The following is a 20279-nucleotide window of genomic DNA, read 5'->3' as shown; positions in this document are numbered from 1 at the left end:
GGGGCATACCACGTTCCCCAGCGCCCCGCCAGCCGCCGCCCGGCCCGTCCAACTTGCGGCGTCCTCCTGGTCCGTCCGCTACGCAACCGGAAACGGGGGCAAGATTTTTGTCCGGAAATATGGGAGAAACGTTCAGTGTCGGCTCTTCGGTTCCGTGCGGTCGGCCGACCTTTGGGCCGGGCGAAGAGCGCCCACCCGCATCCGCTCGTGCCGGGTCGCGCCTCCGCCCCCTTCCCTTGACCCCACGCCGCGTCGTGGCATATAAGACGCATCCCCCAGCGCGCGCCAGTAGCTCAGTTGGATAGAGCATCGGCCTTCTAAGCCGACGGCCCCGGGTTCGAATCCTGGCTGGCGCGCCAGAAAAAGTTAAGGCTGGCAAGAACTTAAACGATTCTTGCCAGCCTATCTTTTTTTCTCATTTCTGATGGGGGTCAACGAAATGTCAACCGGGAGCTGGTGCTTCCGGCCCCCTGGGGAGCCTCGACGAGTGCTCAATTGCTTGGGGTATTGCGGCGTCCAAAATGCGCCCCGTTCTTTAGGGCCTGGGAGGGCTTCTCCTGCGTTTTCCAGGGCCGGGCCTTGGTTGCACCCATGCCGGGAATTAACGTGCCTCCTAGAAGGCGGATATGTGAGGCGGGCCGCGCTTTGCTTAGTCCTGGGCGTGGTTGCCTCCTGGGAAGCCTCATTGAGGAGCTTCCCCTGAATCCCTTCAGGAACCCCCATGACGAGGCCAGCACCGGCCCGGAGAAGCCGCTTCGAGTGCTTCTCGTTCCCGGTGCAAGTGGCTAAAAGTTGCCGCGCTACGGCCATTTGATTCTCGTCTAAGATTATCGTCCGGGGCTTGCTGGTCGGCATGTTAGACTTGCCCAGAATCCCGAAACTACGCCCCTGCGGGTCCAGGGCGACAAGGGCCATGTCTGCGGCGAACTTGGCTTTCTTCGTCAGGTAGCCTAAGTGGGCCTCTGTGCAGGGCCTCAAATCAAAGCAATCGTCCCAATCGGTTCCTGCAATGCGCTGCCAAGATTCCCGGAGCTTCGCCGCAGGCATGGCCCCGCCCGGCCCAAAGTCACCGACTAAGTGAAAGTGCAAGGTTCGCTTTTCGCTCAGTTCGAGTTTCCAAACGAACCATGAGGATGGACGTTCACGGCGAAGAACTCTTGCAAAGCTATCCAGGCAACGCTTGGCCCGCCGGATTTGCTCCCGCCCTGCCGTGCGCCCCTCAAAATCCAGGGTCATGAAACAAGAAGGCTTTGTGCTTAGTGTTTGAAGGAGCTTGTGGAGAGCGTTCTTCCTAGACTTAGTTCTAGCTATGAGATTGTCCCCCCGGTTCTCGGCATAGCCATATGACGGCATGACGGGAGCATGTTCGGGGAGCTTGTGAAAGCTGATGGTGTTGCCTGTGATAGTCAGCTTGTACTTAGTTTGAGAGGGGGGAGAAAGTTCAAGTATTTCAGTATGTGCCGAAAGATGGGGGGTTATACTTGTGACTCTGGGGTCCATGTCCATTGCCTGCCTGCCTCTAAGAATAATGGGGCGGTTCCCCGATGGAACCGCCCCGCCTGATTGACCAAAGTGCGACGGCTACGCCGCCTGGGAGGCGGGCTTGCCCCGCCCGACCTCGAAGTCGGCCACGGCCAGCCCCAGGGGCTGGACTTCGCGCCTGATACGTTCCCGGGCCTCTTGGAGCCGCCAATTCGAGTTCTGGGTGAGGTCAGCGTGGGCTTCCTCGAACTCAGCAATCCAGGGCTGTTCACGGTCCCGCAGGGACTTCTTTATGCCCTCCGTCTGCGCCGGATGAAGGACCGGGGCCAAGGCCGTGTCGAGGGCCGCAAGGGCGAATTTCGCCTTCTCCGGGTTGTCCTGGGTGAGCTTCGAGAGGACTTCGAGAGCCTTGTCGCGCCCCAGGCCGTTGAGTTCCTGCATGTAGCTTCCCAGGAGCGCCGTCTGCTTCGCGGCATCCTTGGCATCTTCAGGTTCCGGGAGGGCCAGGGCGTCGAGCTTCACGGCTTCGAGCATCCGGCTCCGGTACTCGCTGGCCTCTTGCACTTCAGCCATGAGTCTCAGGAGACGCTTAACTAAGGGGGCCAGGGCTTCCTTCGCCTTCTCGCGGGCGAACTCGTCACGGTAGACCGCCACCTTCCCCTTCGTCTCAGCCACAAGGGCACGAAGATTCTTCAGGCCGCCCAGGAACTCGACGTAGAACTCCTTGTGGAAGCTCAGGGACCATTCCGACTCGGCGCGGGCTGCCCACTTGAGGACGTTCCCGCCCACGGCATTTGGCGCGAACAGGTCGGGGTCCAGGCTTTCGGGCTGGACGATGGGCTTTCCGCCGAACCGGGTCCGGGGAAGTGTGGGCATCACGAATCTTCCGGCCCGGCATTTGATGTCCCGGCTACCATCGGGGTTGGGGGTTACGCTAAACTTCATGGGTCGCCTCCTCGTTTCGGGCATAGTCGCCCAGGATTTTTAAGATTTTGTTTCCAAGAATGAAGACTTCGACGAGGGCGTGAAACTTCGCAACCTGGGAGGCAAAGTCCTCGCTGCCCGCCTCGGCTTCTTCGAGAAGCCCTTGGGCGGCGGCGTGGTTCGCCTCGACGAGGGCCTGCGCGGCGTCGAAAATCGTGTTCATGTTCTTCATGGGGTTTTCCTTAGAAAAGTTTCCTCGAGGCGTGGCCCGGAGCCGGATTCTGCTCCTGGAAGCCCCGCAGGCGTTCCTGCCAAACGGCGTGCTCAATTTCGAGCCGCTGGCGCTCCCGCTCCAGCTCGGCCAGCCGGGTCTTGCCCTGCTCCGCCTCGGCTTCGAGGCGGTCCAGCTCGGCAATGCTGCGGTTGCGCTGCTCGGGGGTCAGGTCCGCCCACTTGAGCGAACCGCCAAGGGCGTCCCAATTGTTCGCGTAATAGCTGATATCCTTGCGCATTTTGTTTTCCTTAGAAGTTGAAGTTGTCGGCCTGGGGAGCCCGCAAGGCTCGATACTCGACGCGAGTGCCGTAGTTCTTGGAAAGTGCCTTGATGCGCTCGGCTAAGAGTAGTTTCAGGAGCTTGTCGAGTTCGGGGGGTTCGCCGCCCCAGCTCATGGGCATGAGCCGCTTGATGGCGTCTTCGAGAGCGCCGTCGATTTCGAGGTTAATCATCTTTGTTGCCTCCGCCTAAGGTGTTACAATAGTTGAGAATGAGGTGGATTTGGCTTCGAAGCGCTCGATTGATTAGTTGCGAAATCGGGATTCCCGAATCCCGCCGCGCGATGAGCAGGCGCTCGAAGAGGTCATTGTCAATGGTCGCCGTGAATCGAATCTTACTCATACAACCTCCTAAAATTACTGTGTAAAAGTCATACTCATTTTTCAAAAAAGGGGGCCGCCCGCACCTGAAAACAAGCGCGGGCGGCCCTGTCGGGGAGGCAGGCCCCATGGACACCATGACTGAGGAATAGAAGTTCCCTCTGCACAGAGGGAACACTGGAACTCCGCCACCCCCTACGCCGCCTCACGCTCAAGCTCCCGGCGCTGCAAATCGCGGCGCTCGATGTACCGGCGCACAGTATCCCGGCTCACGCCGTAGTGCTTGGCCAGGGCCTTGATGGAGTACATCCAGCGGCCATTGGCCTTCTGCGCCATGTAGAGCTTTCTGAACTCAGCCGGGTCCGGGTCGAAGCTGGGGGCGGGTCCGGGTTTTCCCGCCTCAAGGGACATTTCACGGTGCTTGTCGCGCTTCCAGTTCCTGAGCCAGTTCACGGCGGCGGTCATAAAGACGGCGTTGAACTCACGGCCTTCCTTTTCGGGATACTTTTGGAGGCACTTCGCGTAGACGATGCCAAGCTCCCCCACTACGTCCTCGAACTCGATGTACTGGTTGAAACCGGAGGCGACGAGGTTCTTCCAGAGCCTAGTCGCCTGGAACTTGATGAACCCAAAGTCTTCTTGTGTGATTCTTCTAAGCATTTGGCCTGCCTTCATCCGGTAATCCTCCTGCCCTATTAAACGGTCGAAAAGCCGATTCCTGTGTCGGGGTTCAAAAATAAAGGGCCGAACACCCGTAAGTGCCCGGCCCTTTAGGGAATAAAATTTCAGCTTAAATGCCGACTACCAGACAAACCCCCAGTTCGGGCTTCAAGATGATGACCTCGCCGGGGGCCAGGTAGACGTTTTGTTCCACTTCGCGGGCCTCAACCAGGCCGATGTAATCCAGTTGCTCAACTCGCATGTGCTCCCCCAAAAGTTGTTGATGTTCTCGACTCCGGGAACAACATAGCACTTCTTGGGGCTTGTTCAAGCACTTTTTCAAATATTTTAGAGACTTAACTAACTAATTAGTTCGTTAGGTCAGGAGTTCGCCCCAAATGAGAACCCCGGCCACCCTTTGACGGGCAACCGGGGCTTGGTTGATGGGGTGAACCCTGGGAAGGATGGGCCGGGAAAGGCCCCTAGGAGGGCCTGTGCTGCGTTTTTCCAGGCCAGGGCATAGTGGGACTTGCCTTGATGGCAAGGGCGCTTCCTAGATGGCGGAACTAAACGCCTGTTGGCTTTTACTTAGTCAGTTCCCCAAGCCGCCGCAGGATGTTGAGCAGGCTCTTATCCCTGACAGCTTCGGCCAGTGCGCCCGATGCAAACTTTTCAGCCCTTACGAGGGTTGTCAGGAGTTGCCGGATGGTCTGCATATCCGCCAGGGCGATTGTCTCTGGGGAAGCCAGGATGCGCCGGGCCTCATCCTGCCATGCTCCCCAGTTGAAGTCGCAGAGCAGAGCGTCACCACGATAGGCGAGGCCGTGAAATTCTTGAAGCGGCCCCTCTAAGCTCAAGGCGGCACCGCCCGAGTAAGACGTGAGAGCGTCCGGGTCGGCCTTCTCCAAGGCTGGCAACATAGCCGCCATACGTCTAAGAGCTTCAAGCGTATGCTCATCGTTCATCAGAAACTCCTATCGCTAGAACGGGTCCGGGACATAAGCACTTGCACGTTAGCGGCGGTCCAGGGCTTCCCGGCCAGGGTCAAGCGGCCCTCCCGGTTCAGAACATCGGCAACATCGGCGTAAGTCATTCGGGGGCGTCCTGGGGGCTTTCTGCGAAGCTGCTTGACCCGTTCCAGAATCTCCGGGGCGGCTTCATGATAACCCTTGCGGCCCTCGCACTTCCCCTCGCGCTCACGCTTACGCGTCCGGGCCACCCGGAGCTTCTTGACGAGCAAGCCCTTCTCAAGCTCTGCAAAGACGCCCTGGATTTGCACCAGGGCCTTCTTCATGGGGTCGCCCATGATGGCCTCGGTGACGTTCTCGCCCGTCCTGGCAGAGTAAAGCACGATGCCCTTGGACGCCAGATAGACGAGAAGCGTTTCCTGAACCCGGAGTTCACGGGCCAGCCTGTCCAGGCCCTCGACGATGATAGCCTTGACTCCGTTCTTGAGGATGGCGGCGACCATCTCCTGAAAGGCTGGGCGGTCTGCTTCGTCCGTAGTCCCGGAGACGCCTTCCTCGCGGTAAACCTGGGCGACCTCAATCCCGGCGCTCTTGGCAAAGGCACGAATGGCTTCCTCCTGGCGCTTAAAGCCGTCACCGTCCACTTGCCCCTTGCCGCTCACGCGAACATAGCCGTAAGCCTGCATCGTTTCCCCTCCTGTGCGGATTGAACAGGCTTCGAGAATACTCCCGCACCGGAAGGCAATCAAACGTTTTCTTGAGAATATGTTTGCTTTATACTTAGTAAATCAAGCTAGCTGCCCGTTATACATGAAAATATTCATGGGGAGCCGTGGGGGGAGGGGGAGAAATCCTAATCGGAAAGCGCCGCCCCGTTCTCCCCCTGATGTTCTTCCTGCTTTTCATCATCCCAAAGACCTTCTGAGCTGCGCCCCAGGGCGTCCAGAAGTATGTTCAGCTTGTCCGGGTCGAAGCGGTTCCCGTTCGCGTCCCGCTCGTCGATGGCCTTAATGACACCCGTGAGGGTCTGCCCGAGGAAGGCCAATAGCTTACCGTTGTTCGGGTTTATGCTCCCCTTCCTGACTTTGTGAAATACGTCCGCCAATTCGTCCCGGAGGACTTCGAGGGTATCAATCTTGTGTCGCCTGGGCATGGTTGCTCCTGTAATGAAAAGGCCGCCCTGGGGCGGCCTTGTTGGGTTGTTCATGGAAGTGAGTTCAATCCTGGGGGGAAATGTCCTCGGGTTCCGGTCCTGCTTCTTCTGTCATGGCCTTGTCGGCCTCGCTGAGAATATCCAGAAGAATCCTCTTGGCGTCCTCGGGCTTCATGCTCTTTATGTCCTCGAAGTCTACGGCCTCGCCCTCACGCCTGAATAGACCGTCAATGGCGCGGGCGGCGTCTCGAAGTTGCGAATCTGCTATGTGCGTGTACCGCTGCGTCATGGCGCTTGTCTTGTGGCCCAAGAGCTTCTGCACCTGATACAGGCTTGAACCAGCGCCAAGTACGTTGCTTGCGAAGGTATGCCGCAAATCATGGAACCGGCAGTCCAGGCCAGCTTTCTTGCGAATCAAGCCCCAGGTCCGCGAGAACGATTGATAGAAGCCGCCCGTGCTCGACGGAAAGACGTACTCGCTAATTTTGTCCTGCGCGGCTTCCCGGAGGACTCGCAGGGACAACTTGTTAAGCGGCAACGTCTGCGTCCGCTTATTCTTGGTGTTCATCCCCTGGAAGGTAACGAGGCCGTTCCCAAGGTCTACGTCTGCCCATGTCAGGGCAAGCGTCTCCCCCAGGCGCTTTCCGGTGAACATGGCGAACTTGACCACCAGGGCGGCCCGCCTGTTCGGCCATTCGTCGAGAACTCGAAGAAGGGACTCCTGCTCGTACTGACTCAAGAAATTGCTCTGAGAATTGTCGAAGGACGGGAGCTTTATTTTGTCGCAGGGGTTCGGCCCGCCGTAGATGTCCCGAACCCGGCACCAGTTGATGAACCGGCGCATAAGGTTGAAGACGTGTTTGACCGTCTGGGGGGAAAGTTTCTCGTCATGGCGGCCCGGCTTGTCCCGGACCTCGGAAAGCCACGTCTCCACGTCAACGGGCGTGATTTTACTTAGTTGCCTGTCCTCGAAGCGCGGCTTGATGTGAAGCTCAAATCTCACTTCATCGTCACGCCATGAGCGCTTGTTGTCCTTCGCCCACTTCAGATACTTCGGCCAAACATCGCCGACCTTGGCCGTCTTCGCGTACTTGAAGAACTCGCCTTCCAGGGCTTCCGTCTTAACCTTGGCTTCGATTTTCCGGGCCTGGGCAAGGCTGGTGCTCATCTTCGTGAACCACTTCCCGTTAGGGAGCTTCACCCGCACCCGGTAACGCTTCGACTCCTTGAGGGAGGCCCCGCACTGGGGGCAGTTCTTCGGGCCGGGCTTGAAACCGGCTTTGCACTTCACGCAACGCGCCTCTATCGCCATGCTGTTGACCCCCTGTTGACACCCTGATTTTTCCGTTCTAGCCTCCGGGGCATATTAAACCGCCGGAAGCCAATGTTTACGGGAACTCCTGGGGGATTGCAAGGGGTCAACAGGGTGTCAACGGAGAGCCTTCGAAAGCCAATTCTTGACAACTACGGCAGAGCCGAAATCTCGACTAAGCATATGTTTACTTAGTATTTTTCTTGCTTCTGGCGGGTGCCTCTCGGCCTTCTAAGCCGACGGTCGTGGGTTCGATCCCTACCTGGCGCGCCAAAATTTCAAAGGGTTGCAGGCATTGCTTGCAACCCTTTGGCTGTTTTGGGAGAAGCGCGCGGATGTGCGTCGCTTCTTCATGCGACTGGTTCGGCAACTACTTAAAATATTTTGTAAATGAACCCAGGACCGTTCATGATGTGCATCATGTCGCCCAGAGTGGTGGTTTCGGGGGCCTGGAATGGCGGATGCCCGCCGGTGGCTTCACACGGGCCGTGGATGCGCCCGGTCTTTTCCGTGGGGCGCGGTGGGGGAGGGGTCTTGTCAGGAGGCGTGCTTCTTTTTGGGCTTGCCGATGATGAACAGCAGATTTCTTTTCACTTCAAATCCATGAAGGTGGGAAATATCCATTCACCTTTTGACCAGAATCTTTGTGTGTACACCATTGGGGAGCCAAATGGATCTCAAATCATCTTCATACTCTATATTTATGACGTCAAAAAAAGAAGTGGGATGCTCCTTTGTGTTGCTACAGAGAATAGAATTCTGGAAGTCGTAAAAAATAACAGAATTGAAATAAATATTTTATATTTAAAGATGAGTAGAATCATCACTGCGATATACACAATCGGTGGGAGTATGCTCTTTATACGGTATGCACATGAGTTACATAATAAAGTTATTCGTTTTATTTTAGTGAAGAGGATTGTCTCGACAAGAGCGTCATCAGAATAAAAGTCAATAGAATCAGTTCCTATGGTAACTGAGTCATTTGTGGCTTTGTTGAGTTTATTTATAGAGCGCATGGCATAGAAGAGACAGATCAGCAGTGCGAATACTCCCAAAGGATACAACTCTGTCTTGTCACTGGGCAGAAGCACAAAGCGGAAAAACAAGGCGCCCCCAAGCCCTAGAAGAACGACAGTAAAGGAGGATAACTTGTTTATCTTGTTTTCAAATGTAAGAATTTCGTCGTGCATGGTTTCATGCCTTTCCGGATATTGTTTCGTCTGAGGGCGTTCCTCTGGTGGAAAGCGGTCGCCTCCGGCCTGACTTCAAGGCCGCATCGTTTCTTTCTTCCCCGTGTATCGGGAGCATCCCGCTGCGTGAGCCCGCGCGGGAGGATGGGCTTCCCCACAGAAGCGGCATCGCTTTCTTAGTATTGCCTGCACGTTTTGGGCAAGGGAAAAGGTGTAGGGGCCACGGGAGAGGCGGCGGATGCGCGGGCAAGCGGGGAAATTCGGCCGAGGGGAGCGGGTCAGGCTTTGGGGCAGGTGGATTGAATGCGGCTTTGGTCCAGCAGGTCGGCCAGGGTGATGGCGTCCAGTTCGCGCTCGAGCACGCGTGAGACCTGGGCCCAGGCGCTGCGGGTGCGGCAGTCGTCGGCGCGGTCGCAGGCGGCTCCGCCGGTGCAGCAGCGCGCGATGGCCACCGGGCCTTCCATGGTGCGCACCACGTCGCCCAGGGTGATGGTCGCGGGGTCGCGGCGCAGCAGGTGGCCGCCGGTGGCCCCGCGCAGGCTGCGGATGAACCCGGCCTTTTTCAGCGGGCGCAGGATCTGCTCGATGAACTGCACGGAGATGCCCGTGTTGGCCGCCAGGATCGAGGCACGCACGGGCCCCTGCCCCCGGGCCTGGGCCAGGTCGAGCAGCAGGCGCGCGGCGTAGCGGGAGCGGGCGGAGAGTTTCATGGCCGGGCCCGGTGCGGCGCACGGCGGCGCGGGTCGCGGGGCGGCGCTGGGTGTTGCGCAGGCATGAAACCCGATTAGTTCAATCTGGAATCGGCGTCAAGACGACACCGGGCGCTCCGGCGCGTCGGGCGTCTTGCGGGGCGGGTCCGTTTGCCTGGTGCGGTTGCCGCCTTACGCGCCGCAGGGTGCGTGGGCGCATCAGGAGCCTGGGATGCCCGGACGCGCCAGGAGCCGAAGGCAGGCCGGGCACCGCGCGGGCGCGCCGCGAAACAGACCTCAGGGCGGCGCGGGCCTGCCGTCCAGAGCCATGTCCGCCAGGGCGTTGACCGCGCTGCCCGCCAGGGCCGAGCCGCCCTTGCGCCCGGCGATGGTGATCCAGGGCACGCGGTCCTGGGCCATGAGCAGTTCCTTGGACTCCGCCGCGTTGACGAAGCCCACGGGCATGCCCACCACCAGGGCCGGGGCCATGCGCCCGGCCTCGACGTGCTCCAGGATGCGCAAGAGCGCCGTGGGCGCATTGCCGACCACGAGGATGGCTCCGTCCATGCGTTCGGCGGCGTGGTCCACCGCGGCACGGGCGCGGGTGATGCCCTCGCTGCGGGCGCGCCCGGCCACGGCGGGGTCGTCCATGAAGCAGGCGATGGAGCAGCCCAGGGGCGTGAGCCGTCGCAGGGGGATGGCGCAGCGGGCCATGTGCGTGTCGGTGAAGAGCGCGCACCCGGCGGCCAGGGCGGCCACGCCCGCCTCCACGGCTCCGGGGGAGAAGCGCGCCAGGTCCAGCAGCTCGAAGTCCGCCGTGGTGTGGATCATGCGCCGGACCACCAGCCATTGCGCCCCGGCAAAGGGGCGCGGCTCGGGCACCTCGGCGTCGATGATGCGCATGGATTCGCGCTCGATGTCCATGGGCGCGCGGATGTCGCGGGGGCGGGGCATGCTCTGGCTCCGGTTGGCGGTGGCGGGAACGGGCAGACTGTGGCCGGGCGGGCCGGGCTTGTCAACACGGCGGCGCGGGCGGTGGCGGCGCGGGGCCCCGGCGCCGGTTTTGCGGCGTCCCCCGGAGCTGGGGCGTCAGCGGGCCAGCAGGGCGGGCAGGGCCGTGGTCAGCGGCGGCCAGAAGCTGACCAGCAGCAGGTCCGCCAGCAGCACGAGCAGCAGCGGCGCCACCCGCGCGGCCACGGCGCCCAGGCGCGAGCCCGCCAGCCCGCAGGCGACCACGAGGCAGATGCCCAGCGGCGGGGTCAGCATGCCGATGGCCAGGTTGACGACCACGATGGCCCCGAGCTGCACCAGCCCGATGCCCAGATGCGGCAGCAGCGGCACCAGCACCGGCACCAGCAGCACCAGGGCCGCCGAGGTCTCGATGAACGTGCCCGCCACCAGCAGGGCGGCGTTGACCAGCAGCAGCAGGGCCACGGGGTCGGTGGTCAGGCCCAGCAGCCATGCGGCCAGGGTCGCCGGGGCCTCCTGCACGGCGAGCACCCAGGCCAGCACCTGGGCCTGGGCGATGAGGAACATGACCACCGCCGCCGTGACGCCCGCCTCCAGGAACAGCCCGGGCAGGGCGCGCCAGGTCAGGCCGCGGTAGACGAACAGGCCCGTGACCAGGGCGTAGGCCACTGCGGCCGCGGCGCTCTCCGTGGCGTTGAACACCCCGCCCAGGATGCCGCCGAGCACGATGGCCGGGGCGCCCAGGGCCCACCCGGCGCGGCCCAGGGCCCGGCGGGCCGCCGCCGGGGAGAAGCGCCGACCGCGCGCGTCGGGCGCGCCGCCGCGCAGGGCCAGCGCGGTGGTGGCCGCCACCAGGGTCAGGCCCATGAGCAGCCCCGGCAGCAGCCCGGCGGCGAACAGCTCGCCGATGCTGGCCCCGGTGAGCACGCCGAAAAGGATCATCGGGATGCTCGGGGGGATGACCACGCCGATGGAGCCCCCGGCGGCCTGTACGGCCCCGGCCAGGGCCGGGTCGTAGCCCTTGCGGATCATGGCCGGGATGAGCAGGGCGCCCACTGCCGCCGTGTCCGCCGCCGCCGAGCCGGAAATGCCGCCGAAGAGCATGGCCGCGACGACGGCCACCGCCGCCAGCCCGCCCGGCAGCCAGCCCACCAGGGCGTCGGCCAGGTCCACGATGCGCCGCGACAGGCCCCCGGTTTCCATGAGCCGCCCGGCGATCATGAACAGCGGCACGGCCATGAGCGGGAAGGAGTCCGCCCCGGCGATCATGCGCTGCACGGCGAGCATGGGCGGCGCCGCGTCCGAGAGCAGCAGCGCCCCGAGCCCCGCCGCGCCCAGGGCCACGGCCATGGGCACGCCCAGCAGGAACAGCGCCGCCAGGGCGGCCAGCAGCAGGGCCGCGCTCACGGCGCGGCCTCCGGGGGGTGGGGCGCGCCCGGCGCGCCTGGGGTGTTCCGGCGGGCCTGCCCGCCCGGTGCGTCCGGCGCATCCGGCGCCTGGCCCCCGGCCAGCCGGGCCAGGGCGTGGACGCACAGCACGGCCCCGGCCAGGGGCACGGCCCCGGCGCCCAGCCCGGCGGGCCAGCCCAGGGCCGGGGTGGACTGTCCGGCCAACAGGCGCACGTAGCCGAAGCCGTAGACGGCCATGGCCGCGAACAGGGCGAGGCAGACCAGATGCGCCGCCGCCCCGGCCCCGGCCCGGGCCCGGGGCGGCAGGCGGTGGACCAGGGAATCCACCCCCAGATGCGCGCCCCGGCGGTAGGCCACGGTGGCGCCCAGGAAGGTCAGCCAGACCAGCAGGATGCGCCCCAACTCCTCGGACCAGAACAGCGAGTCGTTGAGCACATAGCGCCAGAAGACCTGGGCGGCGATGACCCCGGCCATGCCCGCGCCCAGGGCCGCCGTGAGCGGGCGGCAGGCGGCGTCCAGCGCGGCGCTGGCGGCGGACAGGGCGGCTGCGGGGCGCACGGGCTATTTCTTGAGCAGCGGGCGCCCGCAGGAGAATGCCGCTCCGGCGGATTCGCCGATGCGGTAGTACCCGCGCGACCCGGGCGAGAAGACCAGCGGGTCCACCCCCGGCAGGGACGGATGCCCCGCGTCGTCCAGCAGCCCGGCCTCGATCTTCACATCCACGATTTCGCCGATGAACTGGGTGTGCAGGCCGAGTTCCACGGTCTGGGCCAGGCGGCATTCGATGACCATGGGGAATTCGGCGATGTAGGGCGCGTCTACGAATTCGGCACGCGCCGGGGTCAGCCCGGCGGCGGCGAATTTGTCCATGTCGCGGCCCGAGGCCAGCCCAAGGAAGTCCACCGCCGCCACATGGTGCGCCGAGGGCACCGAGACGGTGAAGGCCCCCCGGGCCGCGACGCAGCCGTGGGTGTACGTGGCCGCGCGCAGGGCCACGGCCAGCATGGGCGGCTTGGAGCAGCAGATGCCGCCCCAGGCGATGGTCATGGCGTTGGGCCGCCCGTCGGTGTCATAGGCGCCCACACACCAGACGGGGGTGGGCATGGCCAGGGTCTTGGCGCCGAGGGAAGTCTTCATCGGGCATCTCCTTGGGTGGGTCGCGTGGCTTCCAGGAAGCGGTCCAGGAGCGCGCGCACGCGCGGGTTCGCATAGGCCGGCAGGTCGCGCAGGTCGCGGGTGCGGGCCTTGAAGGACTCCAGGTCGGGGTGTTCGTCCACGGTCATGCCCGCCTGGCGCAGGCGGGCCAGAAAATCGGCCTCGGCCGCACGGTTCCAGGCGCGCTGGGCCACGGCGGCGTCGCGCAGGGCGCCTGTCAGCAGCGTCTGTTCGGCAGCGGGCAGGGTGTTCCACCAGTTCAGGCCCGCCAGCCCGATATGGGCCGAATAGACGTGGCCGGTGAGGGACAGGTAGGGCTGCACCTCGTGCAGCCGGTAGAGCCAGATGACCGACAGCGGATTTTCCTGGCCGTCGATGGTGCCCTGTTGCAGCTCGGAATAGACGGGCCAGGCCATGGGCGTGGGGTTGGCGCCCAGGGCCTGCCACAGCTCGCGGTCCAGGGCCGACTCCATGACCCGGATCTTCAGCCCGCGCGCGTCGTCCACCGTATGCACCGGGCGCACGGCGTTGGTCAGGTTGCGGAAGCCGTTTTCCGAGAAGGCCAGGCCCTTGAACCCGGCGCGCTCCGCGGCCGTCAGGATTTCGGCGCCCAGGGGGCCGTCGAGCACGGCGTCGGCCTGCCCGGGGCTGGCGAACAGGAAGGGGAAACCGACCACGGCGGCCTCGGGCACGAAGGTGTCCAGCGGGCCGAGGGTCACGATGGCCATGTCCACCGCGCCCATCTGGACCTGGCGCAGGATGTCCGTTTCGCTGCCCAGGGTGCCGCTGTGGAAGATCTTGACCTCCACGGCGCCGCCCGAGCGCTGGGCCGCCAAATCTTGAAAGGCGGTGGCGCAGACGTGCTGCGCGCTGCCCGGGGTGGTGACGATGCCCAGGCGCACGGTGCGCGCAAAGGCAGGGCCGGCGGGGGCCGCCGACAGGATTCCGGCCAGGGCCAGGGCGGCCAGGGCCAGGATGAATCGATGCATGGGTGGGTGCTCCTGAAAAACTCCTGGGTGGTGCGTGCGAGGGGGCATGATACCTGTCCGGGGCGGGCGGGGCAAGGTGTGGCTGGCCCTGTTCTGCCCGGGCGGCGGGGAATTTGGGGCCGGGGCTCCGGCGGCGGCCTGCGGCTTGACCTGGGCCGGGCGCGGGCGTAATGGGGAGACTGGCATCCGCTCCCCGCGCCATCCCGTCCGCACCCTGCGCGCCCTTGCGCCTTGCCTGCGTTGCCGCGCCTTTTCCGGAGCCTCCTCCGCCCCCTGCCCCGGGTGCCATGTCCGCCGCATTTGCCGCGTTCGCCGTGTTTCGGCGTTTTTCCCGCGCGTTGGCGCGGCGGCGGTCCGCGTTGCCAGGAGGACGGCGTGGGGCTCAAATTCCGCTACAAGCGTACCCGCTGCACGGGCAGCTACAAGGACAGGCCGCTGCTGGAGGTCCGCTGGAGCACCGAGGAGGGCAGCTACAGCCTGGACGACCTCATCGCCGGGGATCTGGGCCTGGGCGAGACGCCCCTGCCCGCCGCCCTGCGCGGCGGGGCCGTGCCCCCCGCACCCCCGGCGCCCCTGGCCCACAGGGGCGTGGACCCCGCCACGTGCACCGACGTTTGCGCCGACGCGGCCACTGCCTGGGGGACCATCGTCTTTGCCGGGCCCGCCCCGGGCAATGCCCTGGCCCTGCGGCGGACCGCCGTGCGCGTGCGCGTGCTGCGCGACGGCGAAACGGACGGCGAGGAACCGCCGGGTCTGCTGGACGCCCGGGTCTGACCGGCCATCGCCCAAAGGCGGCCTGCCGCGTCGGCGGAAAAATTCGGAGCGCTTGTGTCCCCGGGATGCACCGCGCCGTGCCGCCCGCCCGTCTGGAACGGCCTGAGGGGGTGATTTTTCAACAGTCGGCCAAAGGGGCCGCCCCGGGGGCCGGGGCGCCGTTTCCCGGGCCTAACCCCGGGGTCCGCCCTGGCCCAGCTTTTCCAGCACCGATGCGGGCTTGGCCGCCAGCCGTCCGCCCGGGCCCGAGCGCCAGTCCACGCGCAGGCTGACGTTGATGCGCGCACTGTCCTTGCGCAGTTCCTCGAAACAGGCCGTGACCACGGCCATGACCTCGTCCCATTCGCCTTCGATGCAGGTGCCCATGGGCCCCAGGGCGTGGGGCAGGCCGCTCTGGCGGATGACGGCCAGGGCCCGGGCCACGTAGGGCGACAGGCTCACGCCCTTGTCCATGGGGAAGATGGTCAGCTCGGCGACGGCGCTCATGGCGGTGCTCCCGCGCGGCTACTTCTGGCCGCGCATCTGGCGGATCTGCTTCATGACCAGCTTCTGGGCGGTGCTGGCCTCGCGGGTTTTCAGGGCCGCAAGCTCCTCGCGGGTCACGAAGTGGATGGCCTCGCAGGGGCAGATTTCCATGCACGCGGGCCCCAGGCCCACGCGGGCCCGGTCGCGGCACAGGTCGCATTTGGTCACCGGCACCACGCCGCCCGCGTGGTAGATGGCCCCGAAGGGGCAGGCCGCCATGCACTTCATGGCCTTGCAGCCCCGGCAGCGGGCCGGGTCGTGATACACGGTGCCGGTGATTTCGTCCTTTTCGATGGCGCCCACGGGGCAGGCCTTGGCGCACATGGGGTGCTCGCAGTGGTGGCAGTAGAGCGGGAAGGCCAGGCCCTCGTCGCTTTCGGTCATCTGGATGCGCGGCAGGCCGTAGAGGAATTTGCAGATGGCCTCGCAGGACTCGCAGCCGATGCAGCGCGAGTAGTCCACCCACTTGGTGCGCTGGGTGGCGCTGGAGTTGCCGCCGGGGGCGCCGTTTTGGTTGTCGTCGGCCATGGTGGTCTCCTGGCTTGGGGCTAGCGCCCGCCCTGGGTGTGGTCCAGCCACTGTTCGAGGGAGCGGGCCGCCTCCAGCCCGCCGGTGATTGCCCAGCCGATCTTGCTCGGCCCGGTCAGCGCATCGCCGGCCACGAACACGCCTTCCATCATGGTCATGCGCGGCCAGGGCGAGGCGCCCTTGCGCACCTTGGCGACCTCCAGGCGCTCGGCCAGGGGCAGGGTGGGCAGTTCGCCCACGGCGCTGATGACCATGTCGGCTTCCAGGATCTGGTTGGACCCGTCCTGGGGCAGGGGGCAGCGGCGGCCGGATTCGTCGGGTTCGCCCAGGGCGCACTGCAGGAATTCCACGCCCTCGACGCGCTCCGTGCCCAGGATGCGCAGGGGCATGGCCAGTTCCTTCCAGATCATGCCGCTGTCCTGAAGCAGGCCGATTTCGTAGGGCCCGGCGGGGGCCTCGTCGATGGTCCGGCGGTAGAGCATGGTCACGCGCTCGGCGCCGCTGCGCAGGGCGCATTGGGCGGCGTCCATGGCCGAGAGCCCGCCGCCGATGACCACCACCTTGCGCCCCAGGGCCGGGCTGATGCAGACCTCGGCCCCGCAGGCCGCCCCGCGCAGGGGGAAGAGGTATTCCAGGCCCGAGAGCACGCCGGGCAGGTCTTCGCCGGGGATGCCCATGCGCCGCGAGCGCCACGAGCCCGTGCACAGGATCACGGCGTCGTGGGCCGCGCGCAGGTCCGTCAGGGCGAGTTCGGCGCTGCGGAATTCGTCTCCCTCGTCGTGGTTTTCCCCGGGCTGGCCCACGATCTTGGTGCGCATGCGGAAGGTCACGCCGTAGCCCGTGGCCAGCAGCTCGGCGGCGGCCTCGGTGCGCTCCACGGGCAGGCGGAAATCGGGGATGCCGAAATACATGAGCCCGCCGGGCTTGGGCATCTTGTCGTAGACCGTTACGGCGTAGCCCCGGCAGGCCAGGTATCCGGCGGCGGACAGGCCCGAGGGCCCGGCCCCGGCGATGCCCACCGAGCGGCCGTTGGACGGCCCGGGCTTGTCGCGGAACAGGCCGAAATTCATTCTGGTGCTCATGGCCCCCCCACCGTGCTGCGATTGTGTGCCGGGAAAACCGGCTCCGGGCGCTGGAATCGGCAACTCCATTACCTATGCCATTCCCGCGGCCATTGCAACCGCGCTTGAGCCCCGGGGCGGCTCCGGTGTAGGCTCGGGGCGTGCCGCCGCCCCGAGCGCGGCTTGGGAGAGCTTCATGGAGATCGTCGTCACCTACGTGCACCACGACTGCTTCTGCCTGGACGCGGCGGGCTGGACGCTGCTCTTCGACTACCCCGACGCGGCCCATCGCCCGCCCGGGGCGCGGGAGGCCGTGGCCCGGGCCCTGGCCGGGCGGCGGGTGGCGGCCTGCTTCTCGCACAGCCACGCCGACCATTGCGCCGCCGACGTGCCGGACGCCGCGCGGGAGGCGGTCGAACTGCGTCTTGTCCTGTCCTACGACGTGCCGCAGATGGTTCCCGCGCTGGACCGGCCCGGGGCCGTGGTCCTGGAACCGGGCGACGACCCGCGCGGCGGCGACCCCGGGCCCTGGGCCGAGGTCGGCCCCGGGCTGCGCGCCCGGGCCCTGGAAAGCAACGACCTGGGCGTGGCCTTCTGCCTCGATGTCGGAGGCCTGCGCGTGTATCACGGCGGGGACCTCGCGGCCTGGCTCTGGCCCGGGCCGGACGGGCGGGACGGCGCCGGAGCCGATCAGGTGCGCGCCTTTTTCGAGCGCAGCCTCGAAGCCGTGGCGGCCTTCGGGCCGCATGTGGCCTTTGCCTGCTGCGACCCGCGCCTGCCCGGGCGCGGCGGGTTCGCACGCTTTGCCGAGGCGGTGCGGCCCCCGGTGCTGGTGCCCATGCACGACTTCGGCCGGCCTCGGGCCGTGGGCGAGTATGCCCTGGGCGCGGCCCCGCCGGGGGTGACGGTGCTGGCCTTCACGGCCACGGGCCAGCGCCGCGCGCTGCACGCCGGACCCTGAGCCCGGCCCCGGCCCGCGGCGGCGTCCGGAAAAGTGCGGGACAAGCGCCCGGCCCGCGTGTACCGTGCGCCCCATGCCGCCGGACACCACCGCCCGGGCCGCCTCCGGCCCCGCCCCACGCCCGCTCCTGCGCCAGCGCAACCTGCACCTCATCTTCTGCGTCACGCTGACGGTGGTCATGGGCGTGTCGAGCATCGCCCCGGCCTTTCCGGACATCATGGACGCCCTGGGCCTTGCGGCCACCCAGGTGGCCTGGCTGGTGACGGCCTTCACCCTGCCCGGGGTCTTCCTGGCGCCGGTGCTGGGCATCCTGGCCGACCGCTACGGGCGCAAGCGGGTGCTGGTGCCCTCGCTGCTGGTCTTCGGGGTTTTCGGCTCGCTGTGCGCCCTGGCGGATTCCTTCGCCGTGCTGGTGGGGCTGCGTTTCCTTCAGGGCGTGGGCGCGGCGGCCCTGGGCGCCCTCAACGTGACCATCCTGTCCGACCTCTACGACGGCAACGAGCGCATCACGGCCATGGGCTACAACGCGGGGGTGCTCTCCTTCGGCACCACGCTTTTCCCGCTGCTCGGCGGCGGACTGGCCACCCTGGGCTGGCACTGGCCCTTCGTGCTGCCCGTGACGGCCCTGCCCCTGGCCCTGGCCGTGCTGTTGCTGCTGGACAGCCCCCGGCCCCGGGGCGGGGCGGCGTTCATGGAATACATGCGCCAGGCCGTGCGCCGGGCCGTGGAGCCCCGGACCCTGGCCCTGTTCGCCAGCACCTGCATGACTTTCATGATCCTCTACGGCATGCTGGTGGCCTTTTTGCCCGTCTACCTGGCCCAGCGCTTCGGGGCCGAGCCCTGGGCCATCGGAACGATCATCGCCTCGGCCAGCCTGACCACGGCCTTGCTGGCCGCGCGGCTGGGAGCCCTGGCCCGGGCCGTGCCCCTGCGCCTGCTGCTGACGCTGGCCTTCGCGCTCTACGCCCTGGCGGCGGTGCTGGTGCCGCTCATGCCCGGGCTGTGGTGGGTGCTGCTGCCGGTGCTGGTGTTCGGTGCGGCCCAGGGGCTGAACATCCCCACCGTGCAGGCCATGCTGGCCGAACTGGCGCCCATGGAGCAGCGCGGGGCCTTTATGGCCCTGAACGGCACGGTGCTGCGCCTGGGCCAGACCCTGGGCCCGGTGGTCATGGGCGGGGCCTTTGTGGCCTGGGGCATGGACGGGGTGTTCTGGGCCACGGCCGCCCTGGCCCTGGCGGCTGCGGGCCTGATCCTGGCGGCGGTTCGCGGCGGCCCGGGCCAGAGGTAGCCCGGCGCCGGAGACGGCATCCCGGGCAACAAAGCAAGGCGGCGCCTCCCCGAGGGGAGGCGCCGCCTTGCTTGTGCTATGGCAATGGCCGCCGGAGGGCCCGGCCGTCAGACGGCCACGTCCAGCAGCAGGCCCGGCGCCCGGGGCGGGGCGCCCAGGGTGGAGAGCGCGCCCCCGGCGGCCTGGGAGAGGGCGTCGGCGGCGGCGGCGCCGTATCCGGCCTCCAGGGCCTGCCCGGCGTCGGCCAGGGCGGCGCGCAGGCCGGTGTAGCTCGCGTCCCGGCTCAGGCCCTGCTCCAGAAGCTGGGCCACGAGGTCGGCGGCGTCCTGGCCCAGGGTGTCCTGCATCTGCGCCACCAGCCCGGAGGCGGCCTGGGCCGTGCTGCCGCCGCCGGAGCCGGAGCTTGCGGCGTAGAAGGTCTCGTTCAGGCCGTTGTCGAAATAGTCGTTCAGGGCGCGGTTCAGGCTGCCGTTGAAGGTGGCCATGAGCGCGTCGCCCTCGGCGGTGCCGAAATTGCGGTCCACCAGGCGCAGCACGTCCAGCAGGCCTTCGCCGATGGTGTCTTCGGTGATTTCGCCCTCGCCCAGGCGCCGGGCCAGCAGGCCGATGGACGCCGTTGCCGTGGCCTGCCCCAGGCGCTCGCCGATGGTTTCCACGGCGCTGGCCAGGGCACTGGCCAGGGCGCTTGAATCCTTGGTGCTTTCCGTGGAGCCTTCCGCGCCTTCGGCGGAGTCCGCGCTGGCTTGGGCGGCCTGCTGGGCGTCCAGGCGCTGGGCCAGGGCCTCGGCCCAGGCCTGGGCCGTGGAGATGCCCGAAGTGCCGGAGGCCCCCGCCGTTCCCGTGACCGCCGTGGCGCCGGTCCGCGCCGCCGTGCCGCCATAGGCCACCGCCGTGGCCGAAATCAGGGGCTGGGTCAGGGTGGAAAGGGTCTCGATCTGCATGGAGCGCCTCCGGGGATACCCTTTCTATCGGCACGGTGGGGCGGAAGCTTTAGGGCGGGCGGCGTTGCCCTGGGGGCGGCGGGTCTGCTACAGGCAGGGAAACAGGAGGAGGAGGTCATGATGCTGCCCCAGAACGAGGCTCGCTTCAAATTCTGCCCGCTGCTGGTCGGGCCCGACGGCAAGATGCGCTTTTGCCAGGGCTCGCAGTGCATGATGTGGCGCTACAGGCTTACGGACAAGAAGGGCGACGAGGACGCGGGCTACTGCGGCATGGCCGGGAAGCCCGCCGGGGCCATGTAGCCGCACGGCTGGCTGCCTGCGGAGGGCGTTTCTTTTCCGGGTAGTTCCCGAAGAACGAGCCGCGCGGCCCGGAAGATTCAGGACCGGCGCGTAGGAGACAGGCGCGAGGGATCGGTTTTTTCGGA

At 66.2% G+C, this 20279-nt stretch carries 26 protein-coding genes and 1 tRNA gene; 6 read left to right on the top strand and 21 right to left on the bottom strand.

Annotated features, from left to right (window positions below):
- The first annotated feature begins 282 nt into the window (after positions 1-282).
- A tRNA-Arg gene (locus tag ACZ5KV_RS05105) sits at positions 283-359 on the top strand.
- Between the two features lie 43 nt (positions 360-402).
- Here the strand turns inward: ACZ5KV_RS05105 and ACZ5KV_RS05100 are convergent.
- From ACZ5KV_RS05100 to ACZ5KV_RS05050, 11 genes are all read right to left on the bottom strand, one after another.
- Complete coding sequence (locus ACZ5KV_RS05100) at positions 403-1236, bottom strand: hypothetical protein (RefSeq protein ID WP_464241806.1); 834 nt, start codon at positions 1234-1236, stop codon at positions 403-405.
- A 345-nt stretch (positions 1237-1581) separates the two neighbouring features.
- Positions 1582-2427, bottom strand: a complete 846-nt coding sequence (locus ACZ5KV_RS05095; RefSeq protein ID WP_464241268.1) for a hypothetical protein — start codon at positions 2425-2427, stop codon at positions 1582-1584.
- Positions 2417-2638 (bottom strand): hypothetical protein, encoded by a 222-nt coding sequence (locus ACZ5KV_RS05090; RefSeq protein WP_464241267.1) that lies wholly within the window; start codon positions 2636-2638, stop codon positions 2417-2419. Before ACZ5KV_RS05090 ends, ACZ5KV_RS05095 begins: the two co-directional genes overlap by 11 nt.
- Before the next feature lie 10 nt (positions 2639-2648).
- Entirely contained in the window at positions 2649-2918 is a 270-nt protein-coding gene (locus ACZ5KV_RS05085) for a hypothetical protein (protein WP_464241266.1), read from the bottom strand.
- A 10-nt stretch (positions 2919-2928) separates the two neighbouring features.
- A complete protein-coding gene (locus ACZ5KV_RS05080; protein WP_464241265.1) occupies positions 2929-3132 on the bottom strand; it encodes a hypothetical protein in 204 nt (67 codons plus the stop codon).
- 342 nt (positions 3133-3474) lie between these two features.
- Entirely contained in the window at positions 3475-3954 is a 480-nt protein-coding gene (locus ACZ5KV_RS05075) for a hypothetical protein (protein WP_464241264.1), read from the bottom strand.
- A gap of 115 nt (positions 3955-4069) precedes the next feature.
- Positions 4070-4201: a hypothetical protein gene (locus ACZ5KV_RS05070; RefSeq protein WP_464241263.1), complete on the bottom strand. Its 132-nt coding sequence runs from the start codon at positions 4199-4201 to the stop codon at positions 4070-4072.
- A 322-nt stretch (positions 4202-4523) separates the two neighbouring features.
- Positions 4524-4904, bottom strand: a complete 381-nt coding sequence (locus ACZ5KV_RS05065; RefSeq protein ID WP_464241262.1) for a DUF6508 domain-containing protein — start codon at positions 4902-4904, stop codon at positions 4524-4526.
- Entirely contained in the window at positions 4904-5593 is a 690-nt protein-coding gene (locus ACZ5KV_RS05060) for a recombinase family protein (protein ID WP_464241261.1), read from the bottom strand. Before ACZ5KV_RS05060 ends, ACZ5KV_RS05065 begins: the two co-directional genes overlap by 1 nt.
- A 167-nt stretch (positions 5594-5760) precedes the next feature.
- Positions 5761-6060, bottom strand: coding sequence for a hypothetical protein (locus ACZ5KV_RS05055; RefSeq protein ID WP_464241260.1), 300 nt, complete (start codon positions 6058-6060; stop codon positions 5761-5763).
- A gap of 64 nt (positions 6061-6124) precedes the next feature.
- The gene (locus tag ACZ5KV_RS05050) at positions 6125-7351 is read right to left on the bottom strand and encodes a tyrosine-type recombinase/integrase (protein ID WP_464241259.1); all 1227 of its coding nucleotides are present in this window, start codon (positions 7349-7351) and stop codon (positions 6125-6127) included.
- 429 nt (positions 7352-7780) lie between these two features.
- Between ACZ5KV_RS05050 and ACZ5KV_RS05045 the strand changes: the two genes are divergently transcribed.
- Positions 7781-8320, top strand: coding sequence for a hypothetical protein (locus ACZ5KV_RS05045; protein WP_464241258.1), 540 nt, complete (start codon positions 7781-7783; stop codon positions 8318-8320).
- Between the two features lie 523 nt (positions 8321-8843).
- On the opposite strand, the gene ACZ5KV_RS05040 is transcribed toward ACZ5KV_RS05045, so the two are convergent.
- The 6 genes from ACZ5KV_RS05040 to ACZ5KV_RS05015 form a co-directional block, all read right to left on the bottom strand.
- On the bottom strand, positions 8844-9275 hold the full coding sequence (locus ACZ5KV_RS05040) for an RrF2 family transcriptional regulator (protein WP_464241257.1): 432 nt from the start codon (positions 9273-9275) through the stop codon (positions 8844-8846).
- Positions 9276-9551: 276 nt separating this feature from the next.
- Positions 9552-10208: a precorrin-8X methylmutase gene (locus ACZ5KV_RS05035; protein ID WP_464241256.1), complete on the bottom strand. Its 657-nt coding sequence runs from the start codon at positions 10206-10208 to the stop codon at positions 9552-9554.
- 135 nt (positions 10209-10343) lie between these two features.
- The gene (locus tag ACZ5KV_RS05030; RefSeq protein WP_464241255.1) at positions 10344-11630 is read right to left on the bottom strand and encodes a TRAP transporter large permease; all 1287 of its coding nucleotides are present in this window, start codon (positions 11628-11630) and stop codon (positions 10344-10346) included.
- Positions 11627-12190 (bottom strand): TRAP transporter small permease, encoded by a 564-nt coding sequence (locus tag ACZ5KV_RS05025; RefSeq protein WP_464241254.1) that lies wholly within the window; start codon positions 12188-12190, stop codon positions 11627-11629. The genes ACZ5KV_RS05030 and ACZ5KV_RS05025 overlap by 4 nt, the downstream gene beginning before the upstream one ends.
- 3 nt (positions 12191-12193) lie before the next feature.
- Complete coding sequence (locus ACZ5KV_RS05020; RefSeq protein WP_464241253.1) at positions 12194-12769, bottom strand: flavin reductase family protein; 576 nt, start codon at positions 12767-12769, stop codon at positions 12194-12196.
- Positions 12766-13776 carry a TRAP transporter substrate-binding protein gene (locus tag ACZ5KV_RS05015; RefSeq protein ID WP_464241252.1) on the bottom strand — a complete coding sequence of 337 codons (1011 nt, stop codon included), beginning with the start codon at positions 13774-13776 and terminating at the stop codon, positions 12766-12768. Before ACZ5KV_RS05015 ends, ACZ5KV_RS05020 begins: the two co-directional genes overlap by 4 nt.
- 375 nt (positions 13777-14151) lie before the next feature.
- Between ACZ5KV_RS05015 and ACZ5KV_RS05010 the strand changes: the two genes are divergently transcribed.
- On the top strand, positions 14152-14550 hold the full coding sequence (locus ACZ5KV_RS05010) for a hypothetical protein (RefSeq protein ID WP_464241251.1): 399 nt from the start codon (positions 14152-14154) through the stop codon (positions 14548-14550).
- A 171-nt stretch (positions 14551-14721) separates the two neighbouring features.
- Here the strand turns inward: ACZ5KV_RS05010 and ACZ5KV_RS05005 are convergent, their stop codons facing one another.
- From ACZ5KV_RS05005 to ACZ5KV_RS04995, 3 genes are read right to left on the bottom strand one after another with little or no spacing between them, the layout of a single operon-like run.
- Positions 14722-15036, bottom strand: coding sequence for an MTH1187 family thiamine-binding protein (locus tag ACZ5KV_RS05005; RefSeq protein WP_464241250.1), 315 nt, complete (start codon positions 15034-15036; stop codon positions 14722-14724).
- 18 nt (positions 15037-15054) lie between these two features.
- Positions 15055-15603, bottom strand: a complete 549-nt coding sequence (locus ACZ5KV_RS05000; protein ID WP_464241249.1) for a 4Fe-4S dicluster domain-containing protein — start codon at positions 15601-15603, stop codon at positions 15055-15057.
- A gap of 20 nt (positions 15604-15623) precedes the next feature.
- Positions 15624-16685, bottom strand: coding sequence for an FAD-dependent oxidoreductase (locus ACZ5KV_RS04995; protein ID WP_464241248.1), 1062 nt, complete (start codon positions 16683-16685; stop codon positions 15624-15626).
- Positions 16686-16860: 175 nt separating this feature from the next.
- Here ACZ5KV_RS04995 and ACZ5KV_RS04990 point away from each other — a divergent pair, with 175 nt between their 5' ends.
- Both ACZ5KV_RS04990 and ACZ5KV_RS04985 read left to right on the top strand, forming a co-directional pair.
- On the top strand, positions 16861-17625 hold the full coding sequence (locus ACZ5KV_RS04990) for an MBL fold metallo-hydrolase (RefSeq protein ID WP_464241247.1): 765 nt from the start codon (positions 16861-16863) through the stop codon (positions 17623-17625).
- 73 nt (positions 17626-17698) lie between these two features.
- A complete protein-coding gene (locus tag ACZ5KV_RS04985) occupies positions 17699-18913 on the top strand; it encodes an MFS transporter (protein ID WP_464241246.1) in 1215 nt (404 codons plus the stop codon).
- A gap of 107 nt (positions 18914-19020) precedes the next feature.
- Here ACZ5KV_RS04985 and ACZ5KV_RS04980 read toward each other — a convergent pair whose 3' ends face one another.
- Positions 19021-19854 (bottom strand): hypothetical protein, encoded by an 834-nt coding sequence (locus tag ACZ5KV_RS04980; RefSeq protein ID WP_464241245.1) that lies wholly within the window; start codon positions 19852-19854, stop codon positions 19021-19023.
- Positions 19855-19971: 117 nt separating this feature from the next.
- On the opposite strand from ACZ5KV_RS04980, the gene ACZ5KV_RS04975 reads away from it, so the two are divergent.
- Positions 19972-20154, top strand: a complete 183-nt coding sequence (locus ACZ5KV_RS04975) for a hypothetical protein (RefSeq protein WP_464241244.1) — start codon at positions 19972-19974, stop codon at positions 20152-20154.
- Positions 20155-20279: the final 125 nt, after the last annotated feature.

The organism is Desulfocurvus thunnarius (assembly GCF_055390965.1).
The sequence above is the reverse complement of the archived record's forward strand: the minus strand, read 5'-3'. Positions and strand labels throughout refer to the sequence as shown.